Origin of the sequence: Limnohabitans sp. (assembly GCF_017848645.1) — a bacterium.
Lineage (GTDB): Bacteria > Pseudomonadota > Gammaproteobacteria > Burkholderiales > Burkholderiaceae_C > Limnohabitans_A.
The window spans coordinates 91,787-115,512 of sequence record NZ_JAFEIF010000011.1; the positions used below are offsets into that span (position 1 = coordinate 91,787).

The window sequence follows — 23,726 nt, forward strand, 5'->3', positions numbered from 1 at the left end:
GACTGACTTATGGACGCGTTGACCGGGGCGGGCACCAGCCCATTTCAAGCCAGTGCGCGTAGCCTGGCTTGAAGGGCCATGCCGTGTGTTGCACGGGGGTCCCGGGGGGCAAGACGTTTTCGGTCAGGTGGTCCAGCCAGGGGCTGATGGCGCCCATTTGATGCAACCAGGCTTGTCCTTCGGCCGTTTCCATGGCCACTCCGGCGCTGCCCTGGCGGGACAAAGGCAGGGTGGTGTCCGGCAAGCTGCGGCCAGACATGCGGTCGTGCACGCTGCCCCAAGCCACGTGCTGCAAGGTTTTTTGCAGCGATCGCAAACGGCGGCTCACAGTATCCAGCGGTTCGTGGGTGAAGCGCAGCTGGCCCAGCAGGTTGTCGAACCAGAAAAAGGCCTTGGGCATGGCCTGGATGCTTTCACGCAAATGGGCCAGGCCATCCCCCGTGTGCAGGTGCAAACGCGTGCCCTGACTTTGCAAGTGCCGTCCGTGCCGCCAGCGAAACAGGGGCGCAGCCAAGGGGTCGATGTCCCAAGCGTGAACTTCATCAAATTGCGCCAGCCAGTGGGTGGGCAGCATCCAGCCCGCACTGCCCCCCAACAAAACCAGCTGTTGGCGAGGCATGGTTTGCGCCGTCAACCAGTCGGCTATTTGCGCAGACGCGCTCGCCCACTGTGCTTGGGATCGCCAAGCGCGCCAATGCCAATGCCATCCGCCAGTCAGGTTCATACCCGAACTTTAAACCTTGAGCGCGCTGTTTTGCCCTGCATGGGCGGGCTCAAATGATGCGCCCGTGACGCCACCAAGTCCAGGCGCAGCCCCAGGACAGCAGCAGCATGCCCAGCAAGGCACACAAAGCGGAGATCTCGGTACGCCTGTGCTTTTTGAGCACGATCTTGCTGCTGAGCGATTTGTAAATCTGCAGCAAGTCCTGGCTGTTGTCGGCGCTGAAGTATTCAGCACGGGTGATCTCGGCGATTTTTTTCAGACTGGCTTCGTCCAGTTTGACGCGCATTTGCATGCCTTGGGCCTTGAGCACCGTGCCTTGCACCGAGCCCACACCCACGGTGTAGACGCGCACCCCCAGATCGGCGGCCACCTGGGCCATTTTGAGGGGGTCTGGCCCTGCATTGCTTTGGCCATCGCTGAGCAGCACGATGGCCGCAGCGCTGTTGGAGCCGGGCGGCACTTTGGGCAGGCCGATCGGCGGTCGTGGTGCGACACCCGATGTGGGATCCGTTGGGGCAGGTGTGGGCCTCCCCAAAGGTGCTCCCGTGGAGGCGGGAGGGTTGGCTTCACCATCGATGAGGCCGCGCACGTCCAGGCCCGAGCCGGGCAGCATGGCATGCAGCGCAATCACGATGCCGCTGCCCAAGGCCGAGCCGGGTTGCAGGCTCAGCTGCTCGATGGCTTGAATGACCAAGTCGCGCTGGTCGGTGGGGGCCTGAACCAAGGCCGCCGCCCCGGCCACGCTGACCACGCCCAATTTGACCTGAGCAGGTTGTCCCATCACAAAGCTTTTGGCGGCCGCCTGGGCGGCTTCGATGCGGCTGGGTTGAACATCACCAGCCCGCATGCTGCCCGAGCTGTCGATGGCCAGCATCACGGTGTCAATACGGCTGGGCAACAACAAAATGGCCTGCGGCCTGGCCATCGCCAGCAGAATGCCCGCCAAGCCCAACAGGACCATCAGCGCTGGGGCATGTCGCGTGAATCGAAGGGTGCTCACACCGGTGTTCATGCTGGCCGAGGGCCAGGCCCGCTGCACGCCTCGTGCTTGCCAGGCGATGTAGAGACCCAGCCACAGCGGCAAGGTCGCCAGCAGCCACAGCAGGCGCGGCCAGACAAACTGGATCGAGTGCCATTCAGGCATGAACGCCCCCTGTCGCCATGGGCCGCGAGCTTGCGGCACTGAGCTGGCTGGCGCGCTTGCGCAGTTGTGCAAACCGCAGCAGGGCCTGGTCCAGCGCTTCGTCGGTGTTCAGCTCCAGGCAGTCCACGCCGGCATGGGCCAGGCTGTCCAGCAAAACCGCTTCGCGGTCCTGGGCGTGTTGTGCAAAACGCTGGCGGAAAGCCGCATCGTTGCCATCCACCAGCAGCTGCTCGCCCGACTCGGCGTCTTGCACCAGCAGCATGCCTGTGTTGTCGGGCCAGGCCATCTCCAGCGGGTCGCGCAGGCGCACGGCCACCACTTCATGACGCAGGGCCAACTGGGCCAGCGGTTTTTCCCAGCCGGCTGGGCTGATGAAGTCCGACACCACAAACACCGCCGAGCGGCGTTTGAGCACCGACTGAGCCTGCATCAACCAGGGCCCCAGTGCGCTGGTCTGCACGGCCTTGGCATGGACTGGGGCGGCGCGCAGCATCTGGTGCACGATGTACAGCAAATGGCGTCTGCCTGAGCGTGCGGGCACCACGCTGTGGGCGCTGTCTTGGCCCGTGAACAGCATCAGCCCCACGCGGTTGCCGTGTTGTGACAGCAGCTTGGACAGCACGGCCACGATGCTGCAAGCCAGTTCGCGCTTGCTGGTGGGGCCCGAACCGAAGGCCACGGAGGCAGACAGGTCCAGCACAAACCAGGCGGCGATTTCGCGGTCCTCCTGGTGTTCACGCACATAGGGGGTTTGCATGCGGGCGGTCACGTTCCAGTCGATGTGGCGCACGTCGTCGTGAGCTTGGTATTCGCGCAGATCGGCCAGCACCAGGCCAGTGCCGCGAAACAGGCTGCGGTAGTCGCCTTGCAGCTGACCATCGAGCCGTTTGAGCACGGTCCATTCCAGCCGCTGCAGCCATTGCGCAGCATGGGGCATGCTCGTGGCTGCGCCCGGCGACCCCGAGACCATGGCCTGGGGCTGGCCTGGACTCACTGTGGCCTCAGCTGGCTTTTTGCGCAGAAAGCTGAACATGGCGGTCCAGTGGTTTGTCGGGGGCGGGCACGGCCAGCAGGATTTTCAGGATCAGGGCATCGGCCGTCATGCCGTCGGACAAAGCTTCGTAGCTCAGCACCAAGCGGTGGCGCAGCACGTCGGGCACCAAGTCGATCAAATCCTGCGGCAGTGCGTAGGGCCGACCGCGCAGGAAGGCCAACGCTCGGGCCCCTTCGATCAGGGCAATGGTGGCGCGGGGGCTGGCACCAAAGGTCAAATAGGGTGCCAGTTCGGGCAAGCCACAGCGCACCGGATCGCGTGTGGCGGCTACCAGCTTGACCGCGTACTGCACCAGGGCCGGGTCCACATAGCCTTGGCGGCACTGTGCTTGCAGCGCCATGAGTTGCGCCGTGTCGGCCACGGCCGCTGCGGTGGCAGGCATGCCAGTGACGCGTTGCACGATGACGAACTCTTCTTCTTCGGTGGGGTAGCCCACCAGCACCTTCATCATGAAGCGGTCCACCTGCGCTTCGGGCAGGGGGTAGGTGCCTTCGGTCTCGATCGGGTTTTGCGTGGCCATCACCAAAAAGGGGCGGGGCACCGCATGGGTTTCGCCTGCGATCGTGACTTGCCGCTCTTGCATCACTTCGAGCAAGGCGCTTTGCACTTTGGCGGGGGCACGGTTGATTTCGTCGGCCAGCAGCAAGTTGGCAAACACCGGCCCCAGCACGGTGCTGAACTCGCTGCTTTTTTGGTTGTAGATGCGGGTTCCCACCAAATCGGCGGGCAGCAAATCAGGGGTGAATTGAATGCGCTTGAAGCTGCCTCGCACCGCTTGGGCCAAGGTGTTGACGGTGAGGGTTTTGGCCAGGCCTGGCACGCCTTCGATCAACAAGTGGCCTTGCGCCAGGATGGCCACCAGGATGCGTTCAAGGAAAGCGTCTTGGCCGACCACCACACGTTTGACTTCGTAGAGCACCCGCTCCATCAGGGCGGCGTTGACGGGCGCACTTGGGGGTGTCTGGCCCTGGTTCCATGCCAATTCAGAGGGGTTCATGCACAAAGCCTTTCAAGATCGGTTGGAGCAGAAAAATCAAAATGGCGACACACCCATGCCGCCGCCTGCGCTTTCGATGGTCGCGGCAAACACGATGCCGATGAAAGTGCGGGCAGAGGTGGGGTTGAGGATGGCGGTGACAATGCCCACCACCTCACCGGCCATGTTGATGAGTGGCCCGCCCGAGTTGCCAGGGTTGGCGGCGGCATCGGCCTGGATCAGGCCACGCATCATGGTTTTACCTTCAGAGCCGAACGACCGGTTCAGCCCCGAGACCACGCCGGCCGAGACCGAGGGGCCAATGCCAAAAGGGAAACCGACGGCCACCACCTCGTCACCGGGTTGCAGGTTCTGGCTGCTGCCCAGCGTGGCCGGCTGCAGGTCGTCGGGCAGGCGTTTGGCCTTGATCACGGCCAGATCGTTTTCGGGCTGTACGCCGATCACCAGTGCTTCCGATTCCGTGCCATCGGCAAAAGTGACCTGGATGCGTTTGGCGCCTTGCACCACATGCAAGTTGGTGAGGATGACGCCTTCTTCGGAAATCACCACGCCAGAGCCCACGCCGCTGTCTTGCAGCTCACCTCGGGGGTTTTTCTTGTCTTCGTCCTGGGTGCGCACATGCACCACCGAGGGGGCAATCAGCTGCGCAGCGCGGGCTGCGCGCGAGGGCAGGTCCTGGGTGTTCAAGGTGTGCAGCACGGCCGCGTTGATGTCGTCTTGTGTCAGCCGCTGGGGCGCACCCACTTGCCGGGTCAGGCCCCAGGTCAGCGCGGCGGTGAGCAAGGCGCACAGCAGCAAAGCGGCCCAAAGCGGCAGACGCTGCAAGCGCTGGTGGACGATGCTGGCGCTGCGGGAAGCCGATGGTGCTGAAGGGGTGACGACGGCCGCTACGGCCGGAGCAGGCAGTTGGTCAGCCCCTTGTGCAGTGGGCTTTCGGCTGTAGAGTGCGGCGCGTCTCATTGTTGTTGGAGCCTTCGGTGATACAGTGGGCAGACTTCATCGCACGCCACACAACATGCACTTTATCTGGCCTGAGCTGCTTTGGCTATTGTGTTTGATCCCCCTGTTGGTGGTGGGGTACATCCGGGCTTTGCGGCGCAAACGCACCATGGCGGTGCACTACCCCAGCCTGAACTTGATTCGGCCTGCATTGGGCCCCGGACACCGGATCCGCAGGCATATCCCTCCCGCTTTGCTGTTGTGCGCCCTGACCTTGGTGTTGTTGGGTGCCTCTCGGCCCAGTGCTCAGATCTCTTTGCCTGCCGACTACCTGACTCTGGTCTTGGCCATGGACGTCTCGCGCAGCATGCTGGCCGAAGACGTGCCACCCAGCCGCATCGTCGCGGCCCAACAGGCGGCCAAAACCTTTGTGCAGGAACTGCCTGGTCATGTGCGCGTGGCCGTCGTGTCCTTTGCGGGCAATGCTCAGCTGGTGCAGGGTGTGACGGACGATCAAGAAGCTTTGCTGGCCGCCATCGATGGCTTTCAGCTGCAGCGCGGCACAGCCACCGGCAGCGGCTTGCTGGTGGCCCTCAACACTTTGTTGCCCGAATCGGCTGTTGATCTGGAGTCGGTGTTGTATGGTGCCGAGTTCAAGTCGGGCAACCTGGTGGCACAAGGGGGCGGTTTGGCGGGGCGATCGCTGGACCAGCGCTCTGCGCCTGCGGCCTCCGAGGGCCCCAAGTCGGTGCCTGTGGGCTCCTACACTGCTGGGGCGGTGATCTTGTTGTCAGACGGACGCCGCACCACGGGACCTGATCCGGTGGAGGTGGCCAAGTGGGCGGCTTCCAAAGGGGTGCGTGTCTACACCGTGGCCTTTGGTACGCCGAATGGTTTCATTCCAGGCTTTGAGGGTTTTTCCTTTTACGCCAGGGTTGACGAAGAGGCCTTGCAAAAAGTGGCCGAGACCACGGGGGCCGAATTTTTCAGGGCCACCAACGCCAACGATTTGGCCATGATCTACCAGCACCTGTCGTCCAAGTTCACCTTGGAGCGGCGTGACACCGAAATCACAGCATTGCTGGCGGCATTGGCAGGTGTTCTGGTGTTGTTGGCCATGGGCTTGTCCATGCGCTGGTTCCGCCACTAAAGGGGCCTGTTCGTCACACGCACGGGGCGTAGAGCAAGCCCCGTGTGGCGTGTGGCAAGGCCCTGAAATTCAGCCTTGCTTGAGCCGCTCGTTTTGCGGGAACATGAACTTCTTGGCGTCCGCGTCCATCTCGGTCTTGAAGGTGTACTTCGCTTTGAAGGCCTCGGCTCGCTGGGCGGCCGGGCGGGCGTTGAGCAAATCGAGCACGCGTTTGATGTGCGGGTAGTGTGTCCAGGTGGCTTCGCCCGTGCCCAGCACATAAGGCAGCATGCGCGCCCAGCCCCACAGCGCCATGTCGACGATGCTGTAGTGCTCGCCCAGCATGTAGGTGTTTTGTGCCAGGTGCTTTTCCAGCACGCTCCAGTGGCGGTGGGCTTCAAAGTCGTAGCGGTTCAGGGCGTACTCTTTGGGCTCGGGTGCGGCATGGCGAAAGTGCACCGACTGGCCCGAAAACGGCCCGATGCCGCTGGCGATGAACAGCAGCCAGGACAGGGCTGCGCCGCGCTCTTTGGCTTGGGCCATGCCTGGCACAAATTTTTGCTCGCGGTCGGCCAGGTACAGCAAGATGGCGTTGCTGTCGAACACGGTCACATCGCCATCGGTGATGGCGGGCACTTTGGCGTTGGGGTTCACGGCCAGGAAGGCCGGTTCAAATTGTTCGCCCTTGCGCGTGTCCACTGGCACGGCCTCAAATGGCAGGCCCAGCTCTTCGAGCAGCAGGGCGATCTTCATGGGGTTGGGGGCAGCGTTGAAGAAAAATTTCAGCATGAGCGCGTTCCATCCAAAGAGGGTGAGGGTTGGGGGCGACAGGCCAAGTGTTCAAGGCCCAATGTCCAAGCAGCTGCAAGTGTCACTCAGACCTGGCCCCATAGGCTCGCCGTGCCAGTCATGTGGGTGACTCGAAGGCTTGCGCTTTGTTGTTACGTTCGCGCCTCGCTCTGCGCATGTTGGCTTCTCAAATCCGTTTGACTTGAGCTTGTGCAGCAGCCTTGGTGTCTCACCCTTTGATGCAGGAACGCTTCATGACCGAACGATTGGCCCAGCTCCGTTACGACGAATTGCCACCCGAGGCGAGGCCTTTGGCCGATGACATCCTCAAGGTGTCGAGCGCAGCGCTCGGCGGCCCCTACAACGCCTTGTTGCGCAGCCCCGAGATGGCCCGGCGCGCTTTTGACTTTCTGGACTACCTGCGCTTCAGGACCTCGGTCAACAAACGCTTGAACGAATTCGCCATCCTGATTCAGGCGCGCATCTCGAACGCGCAGTTCGAGTGGTGGGCCCACGAGCCCATTGCACGCAAAGCGGGTTTGTCGGACGCGGTGATGCGCGACTTGCAGCAATGCCAGCGCCCCAGCAGCATGCAAGAGGACGAACGTCAGGTGTATGACTTTTGCATTCAGCTTTCGCTCAACCACCGCGTGAGTGACGCCTTGTGGCAAGAAGCTGTGTCCAGCATGGGCGAGCAAGCGGTGGTGGACCTCACGGTCTTGTCGGGCACCTATGTGATGGTGTCCATGCTGCTGAACGCCACGCAAGTGGGTATTCCCGGCGGCGGTGCTGAACCCCTTGAGGTCTTGAGTCCTCTGGAGATTCGCCAGCGCTTGTTGGCCTGATCCATCACACTGCGACGTTCAAAAACTGGAGACTTCCATGCCCATTCGTTTCATCCGCACTGGCCTGGCCATGCTGCTGGCCGCCACCGCTTTTCAGGCTTCGGCGCAAGACTTTCCCAATCGCGCCATCACCATGGTCATGCCCTATGCCGCAGGCGGCCCGGGTGACACCATCACGCGCTTGTTTGCCGGGGCCATGCAAAAGCACTTGGGCCAGCAGATCGTGGTGGACAACACCGCAGGCGCCTCGGGCTCGATCGGCACGGCCAAAGTGGCCCGCGCCAAGGCCGATGGCTACACCTTGCTGATGATCCACGTCAGCCACGCCACCAACGTGGCCATGTACAAAAGCCTGCCCTACCACCCGGTGGACGATTTCGAGCCGATTGGCCGGGCCACCAGTGGCCCCATGGTGATCGTGGCGCGCAACGAGTTTCCGGCCAAAAACCTGAATGAGTTTGTGGCCTACGTGAAAGCCAATGGCCCCAAAGTCAGCCTGGCGCACGCGGGCGTGGGATCGGCTTCGCACCTGTGTGGCTTGATGATGATGAACGCACTGAACGTCAAGCTCAACGAGATTCCCTACAAGGGCACAGGTCCGGCCTTGACCGACCTGATGGGCGGTCAGGTGGACATTTTGTGTGACCAGACCTCGGGCACGGTGCCCTCGGTCAAGGGCGGCAAGATCAAGGCCTATGCCTCTGCGGGCAAAGCCCGTTTGCCTCAACTGCCTGAGGTGCCTGCCATCACCGACGCCGGTGTGGAAGGCTTTGACATCAACATCTCCTTTGGCCTGTATGCGCCCAAAGGCACGCCCAAGCCGGTGCTCGATCAGTTGACCTCGGCCCTGCAAAAGTCGGTGGCCGACCCGGAGGTGCGCCAGCGTCTGGAGGCCATGGGCATCTCGGCCGTGACTGTGGACCAAGCCCGTCCAGAGGCATTGCGGGCTCACCTCAAAAACGAGATCGACACCTTGGGCGGCTTGTTGGTCAAGGCGGGCGTCAAAGCCAACTGATGCAGCAAGTGCTTGCCGGGGCCTTGCCAGGTCCCTCTCGCCTGTACGGGAGATGAACCGATGACAAACTGGTGGCCTTTGCTGCTGACCCTGGTGATCCAGGCCATGGTGGCCATGGCCTTGCTCAGCCTGCCCGTGGTGGCCCCGGTGGTGGCGCAGACTTTGCAGGTCTCGCCCGCCTTGGTGGGCCTGTATGTGTCGGTGACCTATGCCGGGGCGATGGTGGCCACCTTGATGGGGGGCGCCACGGTGGCCCGCATGGGGGCCATCCGGGTGAGCCAGTGGGGCCTGGTCTTGTGTGCCTTGGGCTTGCTGTTGTGCGCCGTGCCTTGGCTGCCGTCCATGGTGCTGGGCGCGGTGTTGATTGGGCTGGGTTACGGCCCGATCACCCCGGCCAGTTCGCACCTGCTGGCACGCACCACGCCCAAGCATCAGATGTCGCTGGTGTTTTCCATCAAACAAACCGGCGTGCCTTTGGGCAGCATGCTGGCAGGGGCCGTGGTGCCGCCTTTGGCGCTGCTGGGCAATTGGCAGCTCAGTCTGGTGGCGGTGGCCGCGGTGTGCTTGCTGTGCGCCTGGGTGTCACAAAGCCTGCGGGCCGAACTCGACAGCGACCGCCAAAGCGACACCCGTATCCGCTGGGGCAGTTTGATCGAGCCCATTCGCCTGGTGCTGGCCCACCGGGCGCTGCTGATCATGGCGTCTTGCTCGTTCATGTTTTCCATGGTGCAGCTGTCGCTCACCACGTATTTGGTGACTTTTTTGCACGACGATTTGTCATATGGCTTGGTGGCCGCGGGCCTGGCTTTGTCGGTCACGCAGTTGGGCGGCATTGGCGGGCGCGTGGTCTGGGGTTATGTGGCCGACCGTTGGTTGGGGGCGCGGCGCATGCTGCTGCTGTTGGCCAGCATGATGGCTTTGGGGGCCTTGGCCTCGGCCTTTTTGACGACCGACACGCCGCAGGCTCTGGTGATCGCCATCTTGGTGGCCTTTGGGGCCTCGGCCATTGGCTGGAACGGCGTGTACTTGGCCGAAGTGGCGCGTCGTGCACCCGCTGGCATGGCCAGCATGGCCACGGGCGGCACGCTGGCCTTCACCTTTTTGGGTGTGGTGGTGGGGCCGCCGATGTTTGGGGCGTTGTCGGGCTTGTTTGGCACCTACCGCGCCGGTTTTGTGGGCCTCATGGTCATGGCCAGTGTCAGCGGCACGGTGCTGTATTTCAGTCAGCGGCCCCGTTGAATCGGGCGTTTAGCCCGCCAACAAAATCCGGTCGATCCAGGCCTGAATCGCGGGGCCGTCCATGCCGTGCGCCAAGCCCAGCAGCATGACGATGCGCACCTTGTGGGGCGGCAAGGGGCCTGCGGTCAGGATGCCGTGCTGGGCATCGGCGTACACGCTGGCCCGTGTCACGCTGCCGGTGATGAATCGGGCGCAGCGCGCCACCAACACACCTTGCGCGGGGAGTGATTGAATGAAGGCACGGTAAGCCGTGGGTGTGTTGGCGTTGCCCAAACCGGCGTGCACGATGCCCCTTGCCCCGGCGGCCACAAAGGCACGCATGGCGGTCTCGTCCACCCCGGCATAAGCCACGGCAATGTCCACGCGTGGCCACACAGAAGGCGTCTGCCAAGCCACGGTGGGGGCACGCCCAGCGGCGCGAAACCATTGCACCGATTGGTCAGCCACCTCGCCCACGGCACCGGCCAGAGGACTGTCAAAGGCCTCCACACTGCTCACATGGCGTTTGGCGACCCACAGGCCCGAGTGGATGCGGCCGTTCATGACCACCAGCGTGCCGCGGCCTCGCGCACCGGGGCAGGCGGCCACACTGCAGGCGTCCAGCAAGTTGGCCGGGCCATCGGCCGAATAGGCGGTGGCCGGGCGCATGGCCCCCACCACCACGATGGGTTTGTCGCTGTCCACGCTCAGGTGCAAAAAGGTCGCGGTTTCTTCCAGCGTGTCGGTGCCGTGTGTGACGACAATGCCCACCACCTCCGGGTTGTTCACGGCTTGCATCACGGCGGCGTGCAAGTCGAGCCAGTGCTCGGGCCGCACATCGTAGCTGGCCAGTTGCATGGGCTGAGAGACTTCGATGTCGTAGCGCGCACGCAGCTCGGGCACCGTATCGACCACGGCGGCCAGGCTCAGGCTGGCGGGTTGGTAGTCGGTGCTGCTAGATGCGGCGCTGGCCGCGCCTGCGATCGTGCCGCCCGTGCCGATCAGGGCCAAACGGGGTTTTGTCATGGTTCAAGTCTCCGAAAAAATCATGTGTACACGGCCCAGTGGGCCGTAATCGGCGCTGGCGCAGTCGCCCGGCTGCAGTTCCAGCGGCACCATGCAGGTGCCCGTGGTCACCACATGGCCCTTTTGCAGCGTGATGCCCAAGCCAGACAGCTGGTTGGCCAGCCAGGTCAGGGCGATACGCGGGTCGCCCAGCACGTTGGCGCCCGTGCCGTCACGGGTGTACTTCAGTTGGTTGCCGTGTTGGACACGGGCGTGCACCGGGTAGGTGCTCAAGTCCAGATCGCGCCAGACATCGGGCGCGGCCTCACCCAGCACCAAGTGACGTGCGCAGGCGTTGTCGGCCAGCAGTTGTGCCTCGCCCGCTGCGGTAAAGGGCTCGAGCCGCGAGTCGGGCACTTCCAGGGCTGGGTGCAAGCTGGCCACGGCGGCCATGACTTGCTGCTGGGTATAAAGCACGGCTTGAGGTGGCAGGTCTTGCGCCATGGCAAACGCAAATTCCGGTTCGGCCACGCGCATGCGGTTGCCCGCTGACGGCACATGGGCACCACTTTCAAACACTTGGCCTGACAACAAGCGCCCGGCCAGCGGCCCGCTCACGTTGATATGGGCTTGCCCGTTGGCGCTGGTGGCGGCAATTTTCCAGCCGAGCACCTCGCGGCCAGACACCAAGGGCAGTTGGGCTTGGGCGGCGTAGCCTTGGGCGGATGTCATGGGGCGGCAGTCTTCGGGCAGGGCGTTCATCACTTGGCCAGATTGCCAATGCGCCCAGATCATTTGGGCGGCTTGCTGGGCGCTGACCTGGCCGGCAGAAGGCTGTGATGGGGCGGGGGCTGTGCTTGACGGTGTCATCTGCCGATTGTTACGCCAACTGGCCCATTTGCCACGGAATTTTGTGTATAATTTCGGGCTTGACGACGACGTCAAACAGTTTCAGGTGATATAGCTCAGTTGGTTAGAGCGCAGCATTCATAATGCTGATGTCGGTGGTTCAAATCCACCTATCACCACCAATTCAAAGCCCGTAGTTTCACGACTGCGGGCTTTTTGGTTTTTGTCGCTCGTCTTGTCTCGCCAAGCCCCCAGCCCTGCCAGACCTTCGCCCCTCGGTTATGGTCAGGGGATGAACAATCAGTCTTGGATGCATGGTTTGAAGCTGGGTGCGCGCCAGTTGTGGCGTGACCTGCGCGCGGGCGAGTTGCGCCTCTTGATGGTGTCGGTGGCGCTGGCTGTGGCGGCCTTGACGGCGGTGGGTTTTCTGGCCGACCGCATGCAGTCGGGCCTGTGGCGCGATGCGCGCCAGCTGCTGGGGGGGGACGCGGTGGTGGTGAGCGACCAGCGCACGCCCGATGCCTTTGTGCAAAAGGCCCGCGATGCCGGTTTGCAGAGCAACACCAACGTGAGTTTCCCGACCATGGCGCGGGCCATGAACGCGCCGGATGCCGTCTCCCCACCTGACACGCCACCCGCAACCCGTTTGGTCGCCCTCAAAGCCGTGGAGCCCGGTTACCCCTTGCGCGGTCGTTTGGAGATAGCGGGCCTCACCGCGCCCAGCATTCCACCTGAGGGCGAGGTCTGGGTCGATGCGGCCTTGCTCGAAGCCCTGAATGTGCAAGTCGGCCAGATGCTGGGCTTGGGCGAGCGCAGTTTGCGCATTGGTGCCACCATCACCCGCGAGCCCGACCGGGGCGCGGGCTTCATGGGTTTTGCACCGCGCGTGATGATGAACATGGCCGACTTGGCCTCGACCGGACTGGTGCAGCCGGCCAGCCGCGTGAGCTGGCGCATGGCGGTGGCGGGCAGTGATGCGGCCGTAGGCCAGTTTTTGCCCTGGGCGAAGGCCGAGGCCGACAAGCCTGAGGTGCGCGGCGTGAAGGTGGAGTCGCTGGACAGCGGTCGCCCCGAGATGCGCCAGACCTTGGACCGGGCCTCCCAGTTTTTGAACCTGGTGGCCTTGTTGGCCGCCTTGCTGTGCGCTGTGGCCGTGGCCTTGGCGGCACGCAGTTTTGCCGAGCGCCAACTGGATGCTTGCGCTTTGCTTCGTGTTTTGGGGCAAAGCCAGCGCACACTCACATTGAGTTATGGCCTGGAATTTCTGGGTGCAGGCCTGGTGGCCAGTGTGCTGGGGGTGCTGGCCGGTTATGGCGTGCACCTCGGGTTTGTGCAGTTGCTCGCCGGTCTGGTGGATGCCAATTTGCCGGGTGCCACGCTGCAGCCCGCGCTGATGGGTCTGGCCATGGGCTTGACACTGCTGGTGGCCTTTGGCCTGCCGCCTGTGTTGCAGCTGGCCAAGGTGCCACCGCTGCGCGTGATCCGCCGCGACCTGGGCAGTGTGCAGGTGCGCTCGGGCCTGGTGCTGGTGATGGGCTTGCTCGGATTTGCCGTCACGCTGCTCATGGTCAGCCGCAACCTGACGTTGGGCCTGATCACGGTGGGCGGTTTTGCCGTGGCGCTCTTGGTGTTTGCCGCTTTGGCAGCGGCCGCTTTGTTTTTGCTGCGCCGTGTGGTGCCAGACGAGTCGGCCCCGCGCTGGCTGCGCCTGGCCACGCGGCAGGTGGCGGCGCGGCCGGTGTTCGCGGTGGTGCAGGTCAGTGCTTTGTCGGTGGGTTTGCTGGCGCTGGCTTTGCTGGTCTTGCTGCGCACCGACCTGATCGCGAGCTGGCGTCAGGCCACGCCCGTGAATGCGCCCGACCGCTTTGTCATCAACGTGCAGCCCGATCAGGCCGAGGCCTTTTTGTCGCACCTGAACAAAGCCGGCGTGCAGTCGCCCGATTGGTTCCCCATGATCCGGGGACGATTGGTGGCCATCAATGGCCGTGTCATCGGACCCGATGACCTGATGGCCGACCGGGGCAAACGCTTGCTTGACCGAGAAATCAACCTCTCGCACAGCGCCGTCTTGCCGGACCACAACCCCCTGGTGGCCGGGCGCTGGCAGGCCGAGGAGGCCGATGGCGTGAGTGTGGAAGAGGGCATCGCCGAAGCGCTGGGTTTGAAATTGGGTGATCGCCTGGGATTTGACATTGCCGGTCAGCCGCACGAGGCACGGGTCACCTCTTTGCGCAAGGTGGATTGGGCGTCAATGCGGGCCAACTTCTTCATGCTGTTTCCAGTCTCGAAAATGCCCGACTTGCCCATGACCTACATGGCCGCTTTCCGCTCACCCGAGGGCGTGCCGGGTTTTGAGAACGCCATGGTCAACGCCTTTCCCAACATCACCAGCGTGGACATGCGCAGCACGCTGGCGCAGGTGCAGCGGGTCATGGACCAGGTGATCCGGGCAGTGGAGTTTTTGTTCGCCTTCACTTTGGCCGCGGGCCTGATGGTGTTGCTGGCCGCAGTGGGCGCGAGCCGCCAGGCGCGTGAGCGCGAATACGCCATCATGCGGGCGCTGGGTGCAGGCCGCAGCCTGCTGGCGCAGGTGCAACGCACCGAGCTGCTGGGCATCGGCTGGCTGGCGGGCTTCATGGCCAGCGCCATGGCGCTGGTGGTGGGCTGGGCCTTGGCCCGTTATGCCTTCGAGTTCGCCTGGCAGCCACCTTTGTGGGCCCCATTGGCCGGTGGCCTGGCCGGAGCCTTGCTGGCCTGGGGTGCGGGCAGCCTGAGTTTGGCCGGGGTGTTGCGCCAGCCGGTGGTGCAGACTTTGCGCCAAGCGGCGCAGTGATCTTGCTGGGTCAGGGCCCTTTGCAACCCGTCACAATCGATGGCTATGAACATCGAAGAAAAGCCCCCGTTTGACACGCCCTTTGCCTGGATAGGTGGCGAAGCGGTGGTGCGTGCCCTGGCCGACCGCTTTTACGACCTGATGGACATGGAGCCCGGCTACAAGGCGCTGCGCGATGCGCACGGCAGCAGCCTGGACGGTGCCCGTGACAAGCTGTTCTGGTTTTTGTGCGGCTGGCTGGGCGGGCCCGAGCATTACACCGAGCGCTTTGGCCACCCGCGTTTGCGCATGCGCCACATGCCGTTTTCGATTGGTGTGCTCGAGCGTGACCAATGGCTGGCCTGCATGGACCAGGCCATGACCGAATTGAACCTGGACCCGGTGCTGCGCGAGCGGCTGAACGCCAGTTTCTTCAAGACCGCCGACTGGATGCGCAACCGGGGTGTGTGACGCGCCTGCGATCTACCTTGTTCGCTGAAAACGCCCCACACGCCCTGCCTGGAATCCACCGTGAAAATCAATGCGCTGCAAGACCTGAAAAAAGTGCGCCAGAAGCTGGCCGAGGCCCACGCGCACGCCCAGGCCTTGGCGGCTGCGCAGGTGCTGGCGGCGCGTCAGCGCGAAGCCGAAAGCAACCTGTTTGTGCGCGCCGTGGGTGCTGTGCAGCGCTTGCCTGCGCACGACCTGGTCAAGTTGGACGGCCCAAGCCCAGCCCCCATTGCGCACCAACGCCAAAAGGACAACGAGGCGGTGCTGCGCGATTGCCTGAGCGATGAATTTGACGCCAGCACTTTGCTCGATACCGACGACGCGCTGAGCTTTCGTCGCCCGGGCATTGGGCGCGACGTGATCCACAAACTGCGCAAGGGCGATTGGTCGATTCAGCGCGAGATTGATCTGCATGGCCTGCGCAGCGACGAAGCCCGCGTGGCTTTGTCGGAGTTCATCCGCCTGGCGCACCGCCAGGGACTGCGTTGCTTGCGGGTGGTGCATGGCAAAGGCCTGGGTTCGCCCGGCAAAACCCCCGTGCTCAAGTCCAAAGTGCACAGCTGGCTGGTGCAGAAAAACCAGGTCCTGGCCTTTGTGCAGGCCAAGCCCGCCGAGGGCGGTGCGGGGGCCTTGGTGGTGTTGCTCAAGCCCGGTGGTTGAGCGCAGCGACTGCCCTCAACCCGGCGCTTGCGCCTGAGCGCACGCCACTTGAACCAGCGCGCGCTGTCCGTCTTCGCCCTGGCGCATGGCGCTCAGGCAGCCGCCCCAGAGGCAGCCTGTGTCCAATGACCAGATGTCGCTGCGGCCTTGCCAGCCCAAAGTGGACCAATGGCCAAAGGCCACGGTGATGTCCGCCGTGCGCCGCCCCGGTACGTCGAACCAGGGCATGAAGCCGGCCGGGGCTTGCGCCGCGCTGTCCTTGGTGGCGAATTCCATGGTGCCATCGGCCGCGCAAAAGCGCAGGCGCGTCAAGGCGTTGACCACCACCCGCCAACGGTCCAGTCCCGTCAAATCGTCGCGCCAGGCGGCGGGCTCGTTGCCATACATGTGGGCCAAAAAATGGGGCAAGTCCGGCCCACGCAAAACAGCCTGCACCTCATCCGCCAAGGACAAGGTCTGCGCCAGAGTCCAGCTGGGCAAAACCCCCGCATGCACCGACAACACCCCGTGTGACCACAGCGCCAGGTGCTGCTGGCGCAGCCAGCCGATCAATACTTCTTTGTCTGGCGCTTGCAGCAGACCCTCCAGTGTGTCCAGCCGCTTGGTGCGACTGAAGCCCCAGGCCACGGCCAGGGCGTGCAAATCATGGTTGCCCAGCAGGCACTGCACACTGCCTTGCAGCGCCATCAAGCGGCGCAGCACGCCCACCGAGTCCGGGCCCCGATTGACCAGGTCTCCCAAAACGATCAAGTGGTCTCGGCTGGGCGAAAACGCCACCTCGTCTAGCAAGCGCGCCAAAGGCGCGTCGCAGCCTTGAATGTCACCGACCCAGTAAATCGCCATATGCACCCTTCATGGAACCAGCTCCTCAAAGGGAGTCAAGATTTTGGATATTGTGAGCCAGATTTACCTGTGATTTTCGGGGGCATTGGGCTTTGTGGACGGTTGGTGATTTAAAAAATCCCACAAGATCGAATAGTGATGGCCTTCAAGTCGGCCTCATTCAAATATAGAGCAAGCAGTACTGCCAAATAAAACCGCTTTGATGTACATTAACGCACTGTCATTATCTATTGAGGTTAAACCATGTCCTTGTCCTATAAAGAATTATTGCAAAAGCGCGAAGCCTTGGAGCGTGAAATTGCCCAAGCGCGTCAAAATGAAATCTCCAGTGCCGTGGCCAAAGTGCGCGAGCTGGTGGCCGAGTATGGCTTGACCGCACAAGACGTTTTCCCAGGCCGTGGTGCCAAAACTTCGGCTGCCAAGCCTGCGAGCAAAGTGGCCGCCAAATACCGCGACCCCGCCACTGGTCAAACCTGGACAGGTCGCGGCAAAGCGCCCAAATGGATCGAAGGCCAGGACCGTGCGCCTTTCGTGATTGCCTGAATCACGGGAGCCGAATCGTCTTGGTTTTAAATTGACTGTTTAAGGTTAATTTTATATTTTTGACGATTTTGGATTTTGAAAGCCAACCCCGCTGCGGCGGGGTTTGTTGTTTCAACCGGAGTGACTTGGGCTTGGTCATGGATTCATAAAATGGTGGACCCAAGGGGTTGACCGATCGTGAGAATGGGTGTCGTCTTGGATTCTGAGATTGTCGATATGCAAAACCAGAGCTTGAACCGCTGGTATCTGGCCTATACCAAGCCCAAGCAGGAATCTGTGGCCTTGGTCAACCTGGAGCAACAGGGCTTTGAAGCCTATTTGCCGCTGTTCAAGAAATTCAAGAAAACCGAACAAGGTCCGGTAGCGCTGTTTGAGCCCATGTTTCCGCGCTACATCCTGTTTCGACCCAGCCGTCTCGAACAAAGTATTTCAGCGGTGCGCAGCACCAAGGGCGTGACCACGATTGTTCGGTTTGGTTTTGAACCGGCCCTGTTGAGTGAGGATGTGGTGCAGCGGATTCGCCAGATGGAGCAATTGCGCGATCAGGCCACGATCGAGGAGCTCAACCAACTCAAGGTGGGGCAAAAAGTGCGCCTCAAGCACACCGCCTTGGGGGCCATCGAGGGTTTGGTGCACAACGTGTCCAGCAAAAGGGTGGCGGTGTTGCTGGAAATTTTGGGGCGGCCCACCGTGGTGCAGGTGGATCACCACCAGGTCGAAGCCAGCGTTTGAGGCTGGGCATGCCCGCGCGTCACAGGGGGGCAGAGGAGCCAAAGCGCCGGTCGCGCGTGGCAAACCAGGCCAGAGCCTGCTTCAGGGTTTCGGGCGAGAAGTCCGGCCACAGTTCGTCGCAGAAAAACAGCTCGGCATAAGCCGCTTGCCAGAGCAAAAAGTTGCTCACCCGCGACTCTCCGCCCGTGCGGATCAACAAATCCACTTCCGGTGCATCGGCTGTGCTCAGGTAAGGGGCCAGGGCATCTTCGGTCAGGGCGTCCAGAGGTTTGTCCGGGTGCGCCTTTTGCCAGGCTTTGGTGGCCTGGAGCATGTCCCAGCGGCCGCCGTAATTGGCGCAAATGTTCAAGGTGATGACCACATTGTTCGCCGTTTGCTCTTGGGCATCGGCGATCAGTGCTTGCAGGGCCGGCGCAAATCGGCTGGTGTCACCCAGCACCTTCAGCCGCACCCCGTTGGTGTTCATGTTGCGAATTTCCTTTTTCAGGTAAGTCGTGAACAAGCCCATGAGGCTGCTGACCTCCTCTTCGGGGCGCTTCCAGTTTTCGGTGCTGAAGGCAAACAGGCTCAGTTGGGGGATGCCGATTTCTCCGCAGGTTTTGACGATGTCGCGCACCCGCTGCGCGCCCGCCGCATGGCCCAAAGCCGCAGGCATGAAGCGCTTTTTGGCCCAACGGCGATTGCCGTCCATGATGATGGCAATGTGCTGTGGCAAAGGGGAGCTGGGAGAAAGGTACAACAGAGGGACTCTATTTGAAACAGAGTCCGATTTTAGTGGCACTGCGATGGGCTTGATCGGGTGAGGTGGACGTGCGTGGTGTCTATGCTTGCGAAAAAGCCTGCTGGCACTTGGCCAGTGCCAGCATCAGCGGCCAGGACAGGATGCCCCAGAACAAGGCCATGCCCCAAGCCATGGGGGACAGTGGTGCCCATTGCATGGGCTCAGCCAGCCAGGGCCAATGGATGGCCAAGGCCAGCAATCCCATGGCCAGGCCCACGAAGACCGGGGCTGTCGGGTTGGCCAATGGCCAAAGTCGTCCGCCTTGGGCGGTGTTGGCATCGCGCAGTGCCCGGGTGCCGACGGGCCTGAACAGACGGGTGAAGGACCGGCTGGAAAAAACCAGAACGCCGTGGCCGGTGATCAAGGTGACAAAAGCCATGGACCTCAGGTGTTCTTCGGTCCAAGGGGGCCCCTGAATCAGCCAACTTGCGTCATGGGGTCCCTGGGCCAACCAGGCCCCAAGCGCGGGTGTCATGCCGATGGACATACCCACACAAACCAGCACGCACAGGCCTTGTCCTGCTGCCCAGGTGATTTGCCGGGCACTGAACAAAGCGGTGCGGGGATCTCTGGGCGGGCGCTGCATGACGTCAGGGTCGGCCGGTTCTTGTTCAAAGGCGATGGCGCAGGTGGGGTCAATCACCAGTTCCAGCAAGGCCACATGCAGGGGCAGCATCAGTGGTGGCCAGCCCATGAGCATGGGGACGAGAGCCATGCCCGCGATCGGGATGTGGATGGCAAAGATGTACTGCATGGACTTTTGCAGGTTGCCGAAAATGCGCCGTCCCAAACGGATGCCCCGAACGATCGAGGCGAAGTTGTCGTCCACCAGCACCAGGTCGGCGGCTTCCCGCGCAACGTCGGTGCCGCGGGCACCCATGGCGATGCCCACATGCGCGGCTTTGAGGGCCGGGGCGTCGTTCACACCATCGCCCGTCATGGCCACCACATGGCCCTGGGCTTGGAGCGCCTGCACGATGCGTAGCTTCTGGTGTGGCGAGATGCGTGCACAAACCGTGACCTGGCGCAGCCGCTCGCCCAAAGCCACTGCATCCAGGCCTTCCAAAGCTTCGCCGGTCAGGGTTTTCCCGTCGGGCAGTCCGGCTTGTCTGGCGATTTCTTGGGCGGTGGCCGGAAAGTCGCCCGTGATCACGATGACTTGAATGCCTGCCGATTGGCAGTCGGCCACGGCCTGGGGGATTTCGGGGCGCAAGGGGTCGGTCAGCCCGATCAGGCCCAGCCACACAAAGTCAAAGTCGTGGGGACTGTCGGGGTAGCTTTGGCCATCGAACCGGCTGTGTGCCACAGCCAACACGCGCAAGCCTTGTGCGGCCATGTCCGCCACGCAGGCCAGCCAGTGCTGACGAGCGGCCGGACTCAGATGACACAGATCCATGATGGCTTCGGGCGCCCCTTTGGCCGAAACCACATGCGGATCATGGGGATCGAACTGCCAGACATGCGACATGGCTTTGAGGCTGGGGCTCAGGGCGTAGGTCTGCACCAGCTGGCCCTCGCCGAACGCCCGATGTCCCCCGTTCAGATGGTCTTGGCCCATGGCGTGGAAGGCGGTTTCCATGGGGTCAAAGGGTGTGGGCGCACTGGCCAAAATGGCGTGTTCAATCAGGGGGTGAAAAGCCTCTGACAGGGTTGGCTCGGGAGTTGGTGAAGAGGGGATTTGGCCAGCGTCGGGTGTGCGCCATTGGAGGATGTCGCCGGGCTCTGCGCTGTCGGCCATCCGGGGCACGGCCATCGCCGTCACGGTCATGCGGTTTTGCGTCAGGGTGCCGGTTTTGTCTGTGCACAGCACGCTGATCGCGCCCAGGGTTTCGATCGCGTTGATGTGCCGAGTGAGCACCCCTTCCCGCGTCAGTCGGCGCGCACCCATGGCCGGAAACAGCGTGAGGATCACGGAATATTCTTCGGGCAGGATGGCCATGGCCAGCGCAATCCCCGACAGCAAGGCTGGCACCCATTGACCGGTGCGCCAGCCCAGGGTCAGCACCAACACCACACACAGCACCCCCACCAAACTGGCCAGCACGCGAACCAGTCGGGCGGTTTGTTGCTGCAAGGGTGTGTCGGCTTCACGCACCTGATTCAAGGCCAGGCCAATCTGCCCAATCTGGCTGCGCATGCCGGTGGCTGTGACCCGCAGTTGCCCGCTGCCGCGCACCACAAAGGTGCCGCCATGCACGCAACAGGCCGACGGGGGCTGGTTGGACAAGTCGCTGCCTGGCATTGGCTCGGTTGGGCGCTTGTCCACGGCCACCGATTCCCCAGTCAACAGGGATTCGTCCACTTGCAGGTTGTTGGCCTGCAGCAGCCAGCCGTCTGCGGCGACCCGGTCGCCTTCTGACAACAGCAAGCTGTCTCCAGCAACCACTTCGCTGGCCGGAATTTGCTGCGTGCGCCCATCCCGCAGCACACGGGCCTGCGCTTGTGTGAGCTGGCGCAGGGCTTCGATGGCGGCCTCGGACCGGCCCTCCTGGTAAAAGCTGAGCACCAGAACGGCCAACACAAACACCGACAGCGTCAGCCCTTCCGTCAGGTCGCCCAGCAGCATGTACAGCAGCGCCGCGGTGACCAGCAAGGCGAACATGGGCTGGCGCAGTGTGTCGGCCAAGCGCCGCCACACCGAGCGGTGTGTGCCCTGCGCCACCTCGTTGGGGCCATCTTGTGCCAGCCGTGTGCGGGCTTGGGCTGTTGTCAGCCCTTGGGCGGTGTTAAGGTGGTCGGGTGGGTGATCGGCTGCCATGGTCATCGACCAGTTTGTGAGCACTCAGTCCTGCACGTGTTGACCGCCGTCAAGGCAAGCCCATGCTGTCGCCCAATGTTTGCCCATGCCTGATCAAGGAGACCCCATGAACCCCCAAATTCAGGAATTTCTGGACCGTATCCAGCAGCTGGAGGCGGCGATAGAGCAAGAGGCCAAAAGCCGCCGCCAGAAGTGGCAGGCCGATTTTGAAGAGCACAAGGTGCGTTTTGAAAAAGAGGTGCTGGCGCAGCAAAAGCGCTTCAAGGCGGGTTTGCTCGGGTACGTGCTCACCGCCGATTGGCGACATGTGCTGTGCGTGCCCTTCATTTACCCGGTGCTGGTGCCCATGCTGCTGCTGGACGCCCTCATCACCCTCTACCAATGGGTGTGTTTTCCTTTGTGTGGCATCCCCCGGGTCCAGCGATCGGCGTATTTTGTGTACGACCGAACGCACCTGGCCTATTTGAACTGGCTGGAAAAAATCAACTGCGCGTATTGCTCTTATGGCAATGGCCTCATGGCTTATGGCCGGGAGGTGGTGGCCTTGACCGAAAAATACTGGTGCCCGATCAAGCACGCCCGCCGCAGGATGCAAGCGCATGCGCATTACCATGGCTTTGCCGATTACGGCGATGCGGAAAACTACCGCGCTGAATTGGCCCGTTTGCGTGAAGAGCTCCGGCAGATGGGTGACAGCGAGGCAGCTCCCCCCGCTTGAGCCCGATGAGGTGGATGGGGCTGTGTCACGTCATCGACACCCTGAGGACGCTCAGGTGCATACAGTCAAGGCCATGAAAACATTTGCAAACTTGGCCGAATTGGCCGCTTGTGTCGGCCAGGATGTGGCCGCGACCGAATGGGTGACCATCACCCAGCAGCAGGTCAACCAGTTCGCCGAGGCCACGGGTGATCACCAATGGATCCACGTCGACGAGGAGAGGGCCAAACAAGGCCCCTTTGGTGCACCGATTGCGCACGGCTTTTTGACCTTGTCCTTGCTGTCGCAGTTTTTTGACAAAACCATCGTGGTCACATCGGCCCGCATGGGCGTCAACTACGGCCTGAACAAGGTCCGCTTCATGGCCCCGGTGCCGGTGGGTAGCCGCTTGCGGGCGCACCTGCATTTGCATTCGGCCACGCCGATTGAGGTGAACGGCCTGCAGCTGCAGTGGAACGTGACGGTGGAGCGCGAGGGCAGCGACAAACCAGTGTGTGCGGCCGAGTCGCTGGTGCGCATTTACGCCTGAGGGGGCAGTCCTGGCGCCGGGCTGGCCCCGGCAAAGCCGTTTTGCCGCCAGGCCTCGAACACGGTGACCGCCACCGCGTTCGACAGGTTGAGGCTGCGCTGGCCTTCGCGCATGGGCAGCTTGATGCGTTGGGCTGGGGCGAACTGTTCGCGCAACTCGGGCGACAGGCCCCGCGTTTCCGAGCCAAACACCAGCCAGTCGCCGGGCGCAAAAACCACGCCGTGGGCAGCGCTGCTGCCGCGTGTGGTCAGGGCAAACATGCGCTCGGGATCGGGTTTTTCCTGGGCTAAAAAGGTGGCCCAGTCCGCATGGCGGCGCAAATCGGCGTACTCGTGGTAATCGAGGCCTGCGCGGCGCATGTGTTTGTCGTCCATCGAAAAACCCAGCGGCTCGATCAGGTGCAGCGTGCAGCCGGTATTGGCGGCCAGGCGGATGACGTTGCCGGTGTTCGGCGGGATTTCGGGCTCAACCAGGACGATATGGAACATGGCCTGTATTGTGCCTTGGCCTTCAGGCGTCGCCCCCCGCTTCGGTGCGTGCCAGCACCAGGGCGCTGACCTGTGCTGCGCCCGCCTCGCGCAGCACCCGGGCCGCGGTGTGCAGGGAGGCGCCGCTGGTCATCACGTCGTCGATCAGCACCACCTTTTTGCCACGCAACTGCGCGGCCCGCAAAGGCTCCACCGCAAAAGCCCCCACCAGATTGGCCAGCCGCTCGGCCCGGGGCAGGGTGCGCTGGGAAGGTGTGTCGCGGGTGCGCAGCAGCAAATGAGCGTCGGCTTTGTGGGGGCTCAGTTGGCGTGCCAGCAGCCAGGATTGGTTGAATCCGCGCTCGGCCAAGCGCTGGGCCGACAGTGGAATCGGCAGCACCCAGTCGGCCGCGTCCAGCGTGTCTTCGGCCCAAGGGGTGCTCAGCATCAGGGTGGCCAAAGGCCCAGCCCAGCCGGCTTGCTGCTGGAACTTGTAGCGGGCGATGAGGCCCACCCAGGGCCAAGCGTAGGCGGTGGCCGTCAGGCACAGGTCCAGCGGGGGCGGTGATTTCAGGCAAGCGCCGCAGCGCCGGGCCGGGTGGGGCAAGGGCAGGGCGCAACTGGGGCAGCGGTGCTGGGGTTGGGCAAAGCGGCCGATGCAGGCC

At 63.0% G+C, this 23,726-nt stretch carries 24 protein-coding genes and 1 tRNA gene; 12 read left to right on the top strand and 13 right to left on the bottom strand.

All coding sequences use genetic code 11. The features are described from left to right. Positions 1 to 7: 7 nt before the first annotated feature. The 5 genes from QZ190_RS03605 to QZ190_RS03625 form a co-directional block, all read right to left on the bottom strand. Positions 8 to 619, bottom strand: a complete 612-nt coding sequence (locus QZ190_RS03605; protein WP_291913580.1) for a hypothetical protein — start codon at positions 617 to 619, stop codon at positions 8 to 10. Positions 620 to 773: 154 nt separating this feature from the next. Then, a complete protein-coding gene (locus QZ190_RS03610; RefSeq protein ID WP_291913583.1) occupies positions 774 to 1,868 on the bottom strand; it encodes a VWA domain-containing protein in 1,095 nt (364 codons plus the stop codon). Next, positions 1,861 to 2,838, bottom strand: coding sequence for a DUF58 domain-containing protein (locus QZ190_RS03615; RefSeq protein WP_291913639.1), 978 nt, complete (start codon positions 2,836 to 2,838; stop codon positions 1,861 to 1,863). Before QZ190_RS03615 ends, QZ190_RS03610 begins: the two co-directional genes overlap by 8 nt. A gap of 31 nt (positions 2,839 to 2,869) precedes the next feature. After that, positions 2,870 to 3,850 carry a MoxR family ATPase gene (locus tag QZ190_RS03620; protein WP_291913642.1) on the bottom strand — a complete coding sequence of 327 codons (981 nt, stop codon included), beginning with the start codon at positions 3,848 to 3,850 and terminating at the stop codon, positions 2,870 to 2,872. 105 nt (positions 3,851 to 3,955) lie between these two features. After that, on the bottom strand, positions 3,956 to 4,879 hold the full coding sequence (locus QZ190_RS03625) for a trypsin-like peptidase domain-containing protein (RefSeq protein ID WP_291913585.1): 924 nt from the start codon (positions 4,877 to 4,879) through the stop codon (positions 3,956 to 3,958). Positions 4,880 to 4,934: 55 nt separating this feature from the next. Here QZ190_RS03625 and QZ190_RS03630 point away from each other — a divergent pair, with 55 nt between their 5' ends. Next, positions 4,935 to 6,008 (top strand): VWA domain-containing protein, encoded by a 1,074-nt coding sequence (locus QZ190_RS03630; RefSeq protein WP_291913587.1) that lies wholly within the window; start codon positions 4,935 to 4,937, stop codon positions 6,006 to 6,008. Between the two features lie 69 nt (positions 6,009 to 6,077). Here the strand turns inward: QZ190_RS03630 and QZ190_RS03635 are convergent, their stop codons facing one another. Next, on the bottom strand, positions 6,078 to 6,776 hold the full coding sequence (locus tag QZ190_RS03635) for a glutathione S-transferase N-terminal domain-containing protein (protein WP_291913590.1): 699 nt from the start codon (positions 6,774 to 6,776) through the stop codon (positions 6,078 to 6,080). Positions 6,777 to 7,030: 254 nt separating this feature from the next. Between QZ190_RS03635 and QZ190_RS03640 the strand changes: the two genes are divergently transcribed. From QZ190_RS03640 to QZ190_RS03650, 3 genes are read left to right on the top strand one after another with little or no spacing between them, the layout of a single operon-like run. Continuing rightward, a complete protein-coding gene (locus QZ190_RS03640; protein ID WP_291913591.1) occupies positions 7,031 to 7,621 on the top strand; it encodes a carboxymuconolactone decarboxylase family protein in 591 nt (196 codons plus the stop codon). A 37-nt stretch (positions 7,622 to 7,658) separates the two neighbouring features. Further along, the gene (locus tag QZ190_RS03645) at positions 7,659 to 8,636 is read left to right on the top strand and encodes a tripartite tricarboxylate transporter substrate binding protein (protein ID WP_291913593.1); all 978 of its coding nucleotides are present in this window, start codon (positions 7,659 to 7,661) and stop codon (positions 8,634 to 8,636) included. Positions 8,637 to 8,696: 60 nt separating this feature from the next. Next, positions 8,697 to 9,875 (top strand): MFS transporter, encoded by a 1,179-nt coding sequence (locus QZ190_RS03650; RefSeq protein WP_291913595.1) that lies wholly within the window; start codon positions 8,697 to 8,699, stop codon positions 9,873 to 9,875. A gap of 9 nt (positions 9,876 to 9,884) precedes the next feature. On the opposite strand, the gene QZ190_RS03655 is transcribed toward QZ190_RS03650, so the two are convergent. After that, a complete protein-coding gene (locus tag QZ190_RS03655) occupies positions 9,885 to 10,880 on the bottom strand; it encodes an asparaginase (protein ID WP_291913597.1) in 996 nt (331 codons plus the stop codon). A gap of 3 nt (positions 10,881 to 10,883) precedes the next feature. Continuing rightward, a complete protein-coding gene (locus QZ190_RS03660) occupies positions 10,884 to 11,729 on the bottom strand; it encodes a fumarylacetoacetate hydrolase family protein (protein ID WP_291913599.1) in 846 nt (281 codons plus the stop codon). Positions 11,730 to 11,813: 84 nt separating this feature from the next. Here QZ190_RS03660 and QZ190_RS03665 point away from each other — a divergent pair. The 4 genes from QZ190_RS03665 (at position 11,814) to QZ190_RS03680 (ending at position 15,690) form a co-directional block, all read left to right on the top strand. Continuing rightward, positions 11,814 to 11,890, top strand: a tRNA-Met gene (locus QZ190_RS03665). 110 nt (positions 11,891 to 12,000) lie between these two features. After that, positions 12,001 to 14,541 carry an FtsX-like permease family protein gene (locus tag QZ190_RS03670; RefSeq protein WP_291913600.1) on the top strand — a complete coding sequence of 847 codons (2,541 nt, stop codon included), beginning with the start codon at positions 12,001 to 12,003 and terminating at the stop codon, positions 14,539 to 14,541. A 45-nt stretch (positions 14,542 to 14,586) separates the two neighbouring features. After that, positions 14,587 to 14,991, top strand: a complete 405-nt coding sequence (locus tag QZ190_RS03675) for a group II truncated hemoglobin (protein WP_291913602.1) — start codon at positions 14,587 to 14,589, stop codon at positions 14,989 to 14,991. A 60-nt stretch (positions 14,992 to 15,051) separates the two neighbouring features. After that, positions 15,052 to 15,690, top strand: a complete 639-nt coding sequence (locus QZ190_RS03680) for a Smr/MutS family protein (protein WP_291913604.1) — start codon at positions 15,052 to 15,054, stop codon at positions 15,688 to 15,690. Between the two features lie 15 nt (positions 15,691 to 15,705). Here QZ190_RS03680 and QZ190_RS03685 read toward each other — a convergent pair whose 3' ends face one another. Continuing rightward, positions 15,706 to 16,533, bottom strand: coding sequence for a symmetrical bis(5'-nucleosyl)-tetraphosphatase (locus QZ190_RS03685; RefSeq protein ID WP_291913606.1), 828 nt, complete (start codon positions 16,531 to 16,533; stop codon positions 15,706 to 15,708). A 243-nt stretch (positions 16,534 to 16,776) separates the two neighbouring features. Here QZ190_RS03685 and QZ190_RS03690 point away from each other — a divergent pair, with 243 nt between their 5' ends. Both QZ190_RS03690 and QZ190_RS03695 read left to right on the top strand, forming a co-directional pair. Further along, complete coding sequence (locus QZ190_RS03690; RefSeq protein WP_291913609.1) at positions 16,777 to 17,076, top strand: H-NS histone family protein; 300 nt, start codon at positions 16,777 to 16,779, stop codon at positions 17,074 to 17,076. A gap of 216 nt (positions 17,077 to 17,292) precedes the next feature. Continuing rightward, on the top strand, positions 17,293 to 17,808 hold the full coding sequence (locus QZ190_RS03695) for a transcription termination/antitermination protein NusG (RefSeq protein WP_291913611.1): 516 nt from the start codon (positions 17,293 to 17,295) through the stop codon (positions 17,806 to 17,808). A gap of 19 nt (positions 17,809 to 17,827) precedes the next feature. On the opposite strand, the gene uppS is transcribed toward QZ190_RS03695, so the two are convergent. Both uppS and QZ190_RS03705 read right to left on the bottom strand, forming a co-directional pair. Continuing rightward, positions 17,828 to 18,523, bottom strand: a complete 696-nt coding sequence (uppS, locus tag QZ190_RS03700) for a polyprenyl diphosphate synthase (protein WP_291913612.1) — start codon at positions 18,521 to 18,523, stop codon at positions 17,828 to 17,830. Positions 18,524 to 18,629: 106 nt separating this feature from the next. Then, entirely contained in the window at positions 18,630 to 21,347 is a 2,718-nt protein-coding gene (locus QZ190_RS03705) for a cation-translocating P-type ATPase (RefSeq protein WP_291913615.1), read from the bottom strand. Between the two features lie 106 nt (positions 21,348 to 21,453). On the opposite strand from QZ190_RS03705, the gene QZ190_RS03710 reads away from it, so the two are divergent. Beyond that, on the top strand, positions 21,454 to 22,065 hold the full coding sequence (locus QZ190_RS03710; protein ID WP_291913618.1) for a hypothetical protein: 612 nt from the start codon (positions 21,454 to 21,456) through the stop codon (positions 22,063 to 22,065). A gap of 73 nt (positions 22,066 to 22,138) precedes the next feature. Continuing rightward, the gene (locus QZ190_RS03715; RefSeq protein ID WP_291913619.1) at positions 22,139 to 22,594 is read left to right on the top strand and encodes a MaoC family dehydratase; all 456 of its coding nucleotides are present in this window, start codon (positions 22,139 to 22,141) and stop codon (positions 22,592 to 22,594) included. On the opposite strand, the gene trmL is transcribed toward QZ190_RS03715, so the two are convergent. Continuing rightward, complete coding sequence (trmL, locus tag QZ190_RS03720; RefSeq protein ID WP_291913621.1) at positions 22,585 to 23,082, bottom strand: tRNA (uridine(34)/cytosine(34)/5-carboxymethylaminomethyluridine(34)-2'-O)-methyltransferase TrmL; 498 nt, start codon at positions 23,080 to 23,082, stop codon at positions 22,585 to 22,587. The genes QZ190_RS03715 and trmL overlap by 10 nt on opposite strands. A 22-nt stretch (positions 23,083 to 23,104) precedes the next feature. Next, positions 23,105 to 23,726 (bottom strand): ComF family protein (locus QZ190_RS03725; RefSeq protein ID WP_291913623.1); only part of this gene is annotated, 622 nt, incomplete at its 5' end.

Coding starts and splice junctions, on each gene's coding strand:
- QZ190_RS03690 (WP_291913609.1), top strand. CDS start 16,777: ATGTCCTTGTCCTATAAAGAATTATTGCAAAAGCGCGAAGCCTTGGAG.
- QZ190_RS03625 (WP_291913585.1), bottom strand. CDS start 4,879: ATGAGACGCGCCGCACTCTACAGCCGAAAGCCCACTGCACAAGGGGCT.
- QZ190_RS03620 (WP_291913642.1), bottom strand. CDS start 3,850: ATGGAGCGGGTGCTCTACGAAGTCAAACGTGTGGTGGTCGGCCAAGAC.
- QZ190_RS03660 (WP_291913599.1), bottom strand. CDS start 11,729: ATGACACCGTCAAGCACAGCCCCCGCCCCATCACAGCCTTCTGCCGGC.
- QZ190_RS03710 (WP_291913618.1), top strand. CDS start 21,454: ATGAACCCCCAAATTCAGGAATTTCTGGACCGTATCCAGCAGCTGGAG.
- QZ190_RS03685 (WP_291913606.1), bottom strand. CDS start 16,533: ATGGCGATTTACTGGGTCGGTGACATTCAAGGCTGCGACGCGCCTTTG.
- trmL (WP_291913621.1), bottom strand. CDS start 23,082: ATGTTCCATATCGTCCTGGTTGAGCCCGAAATCCCGCCGAACACCGGC.
- QZ190_RS03645 (WP_291913593.1), top strand. CDS start 7,659: ATGCCCATTCGTTTCATCCGCACTGGCCTGGCCATGCTGCTGGCCGCC.
- QZ190_RS03715 (WP_291913619.1), top strand. CDS start 22,139: ATGAAAACATTTGCAAACTTGGCCGAATTGGCCGCTTGTGTCGGCCAG.
- QZ190_RS03610 (WP_291913583.1), bottom strand. CDS start 1,868: ATGCCTGAATGGCACTCGATCCAGTTTGTCTGGCCGCGCCTGCTGTGG.
- QZ190_RS03650 (WP_291913595.1), top strand. CDS start 8,697: ATGACAAACTGGTGGCCTTTGCTGCTGACCCTGGTGATCCAGGCCATG.
- QZ190_RS03615 (WP_291913639.1), bottom strand. CDS start 2,838: ATGGTCTCGGGGTCGCCGGGCGCAGCCACGAGCATGCCCCATGCTGCG.
- QZ190_RS03695 (WP_291913611.1), top strand. CDS start 17,293: ATGCAAAACCAGAGCTTGAACCGCTGGTATCTGGCCTATACCAAGCCC.
- QZ190_RS03655 (WP_291913597.1), bottom strand. CDS start 10,880: ATGACAAAACCCCGTTTGGCCCTGATCGGCACGGGCGGCACGATCGCA.
- QZ190_RS03705 (WP_291913615.1), bottom strand. CDS start 21,347: ATGGCAGCCGATCACCCACCCGACCACCTTAACACCGCCCAAGGGCTG.
- QZ190_RS03635 (WP_291913590.1), bottom strand. CDS start 6,776: ATGCTGAAATTTTTCTTCAACGCTGCCCCCAACCCCATGAAGATCGCC.
- QZ190_RS03675 (WP_291913602.1), top strand. CDS start 14,587: ATGAACATCGAAGAAAAGCCCCCGTTTGACACGCCCTTTGCCTGGATA.
- QZ190_RS03630 (WP_291913587.1), top strand. CDS start 4,935: ATGCACTTTATCTGGCCTGAGCTGCTTTGGCTATTGTGTTTGATCCCC.
- QZ190_RS03670 (WP_291913600.1), top strand. CDS start 12,001: ATGAACAATCAGTCTTGGATGCATGGTTTGAAGCTGGGTGCGCGCCAG.
- QZ190_RS03640 (WP_291913591.1), top strand. CDS start 7,031: ATGACCGAACGATTGGCCCAGCTCCGTTACGACGAATTGCCACCCGAG.
- QZ190_RS03605 (WP_291913580.1), bottom strand. CDS start 619: ATGCCTCGCCAACAGCTGGTTTTGTTGGGGGGCAGTGCGGGCTGGATG.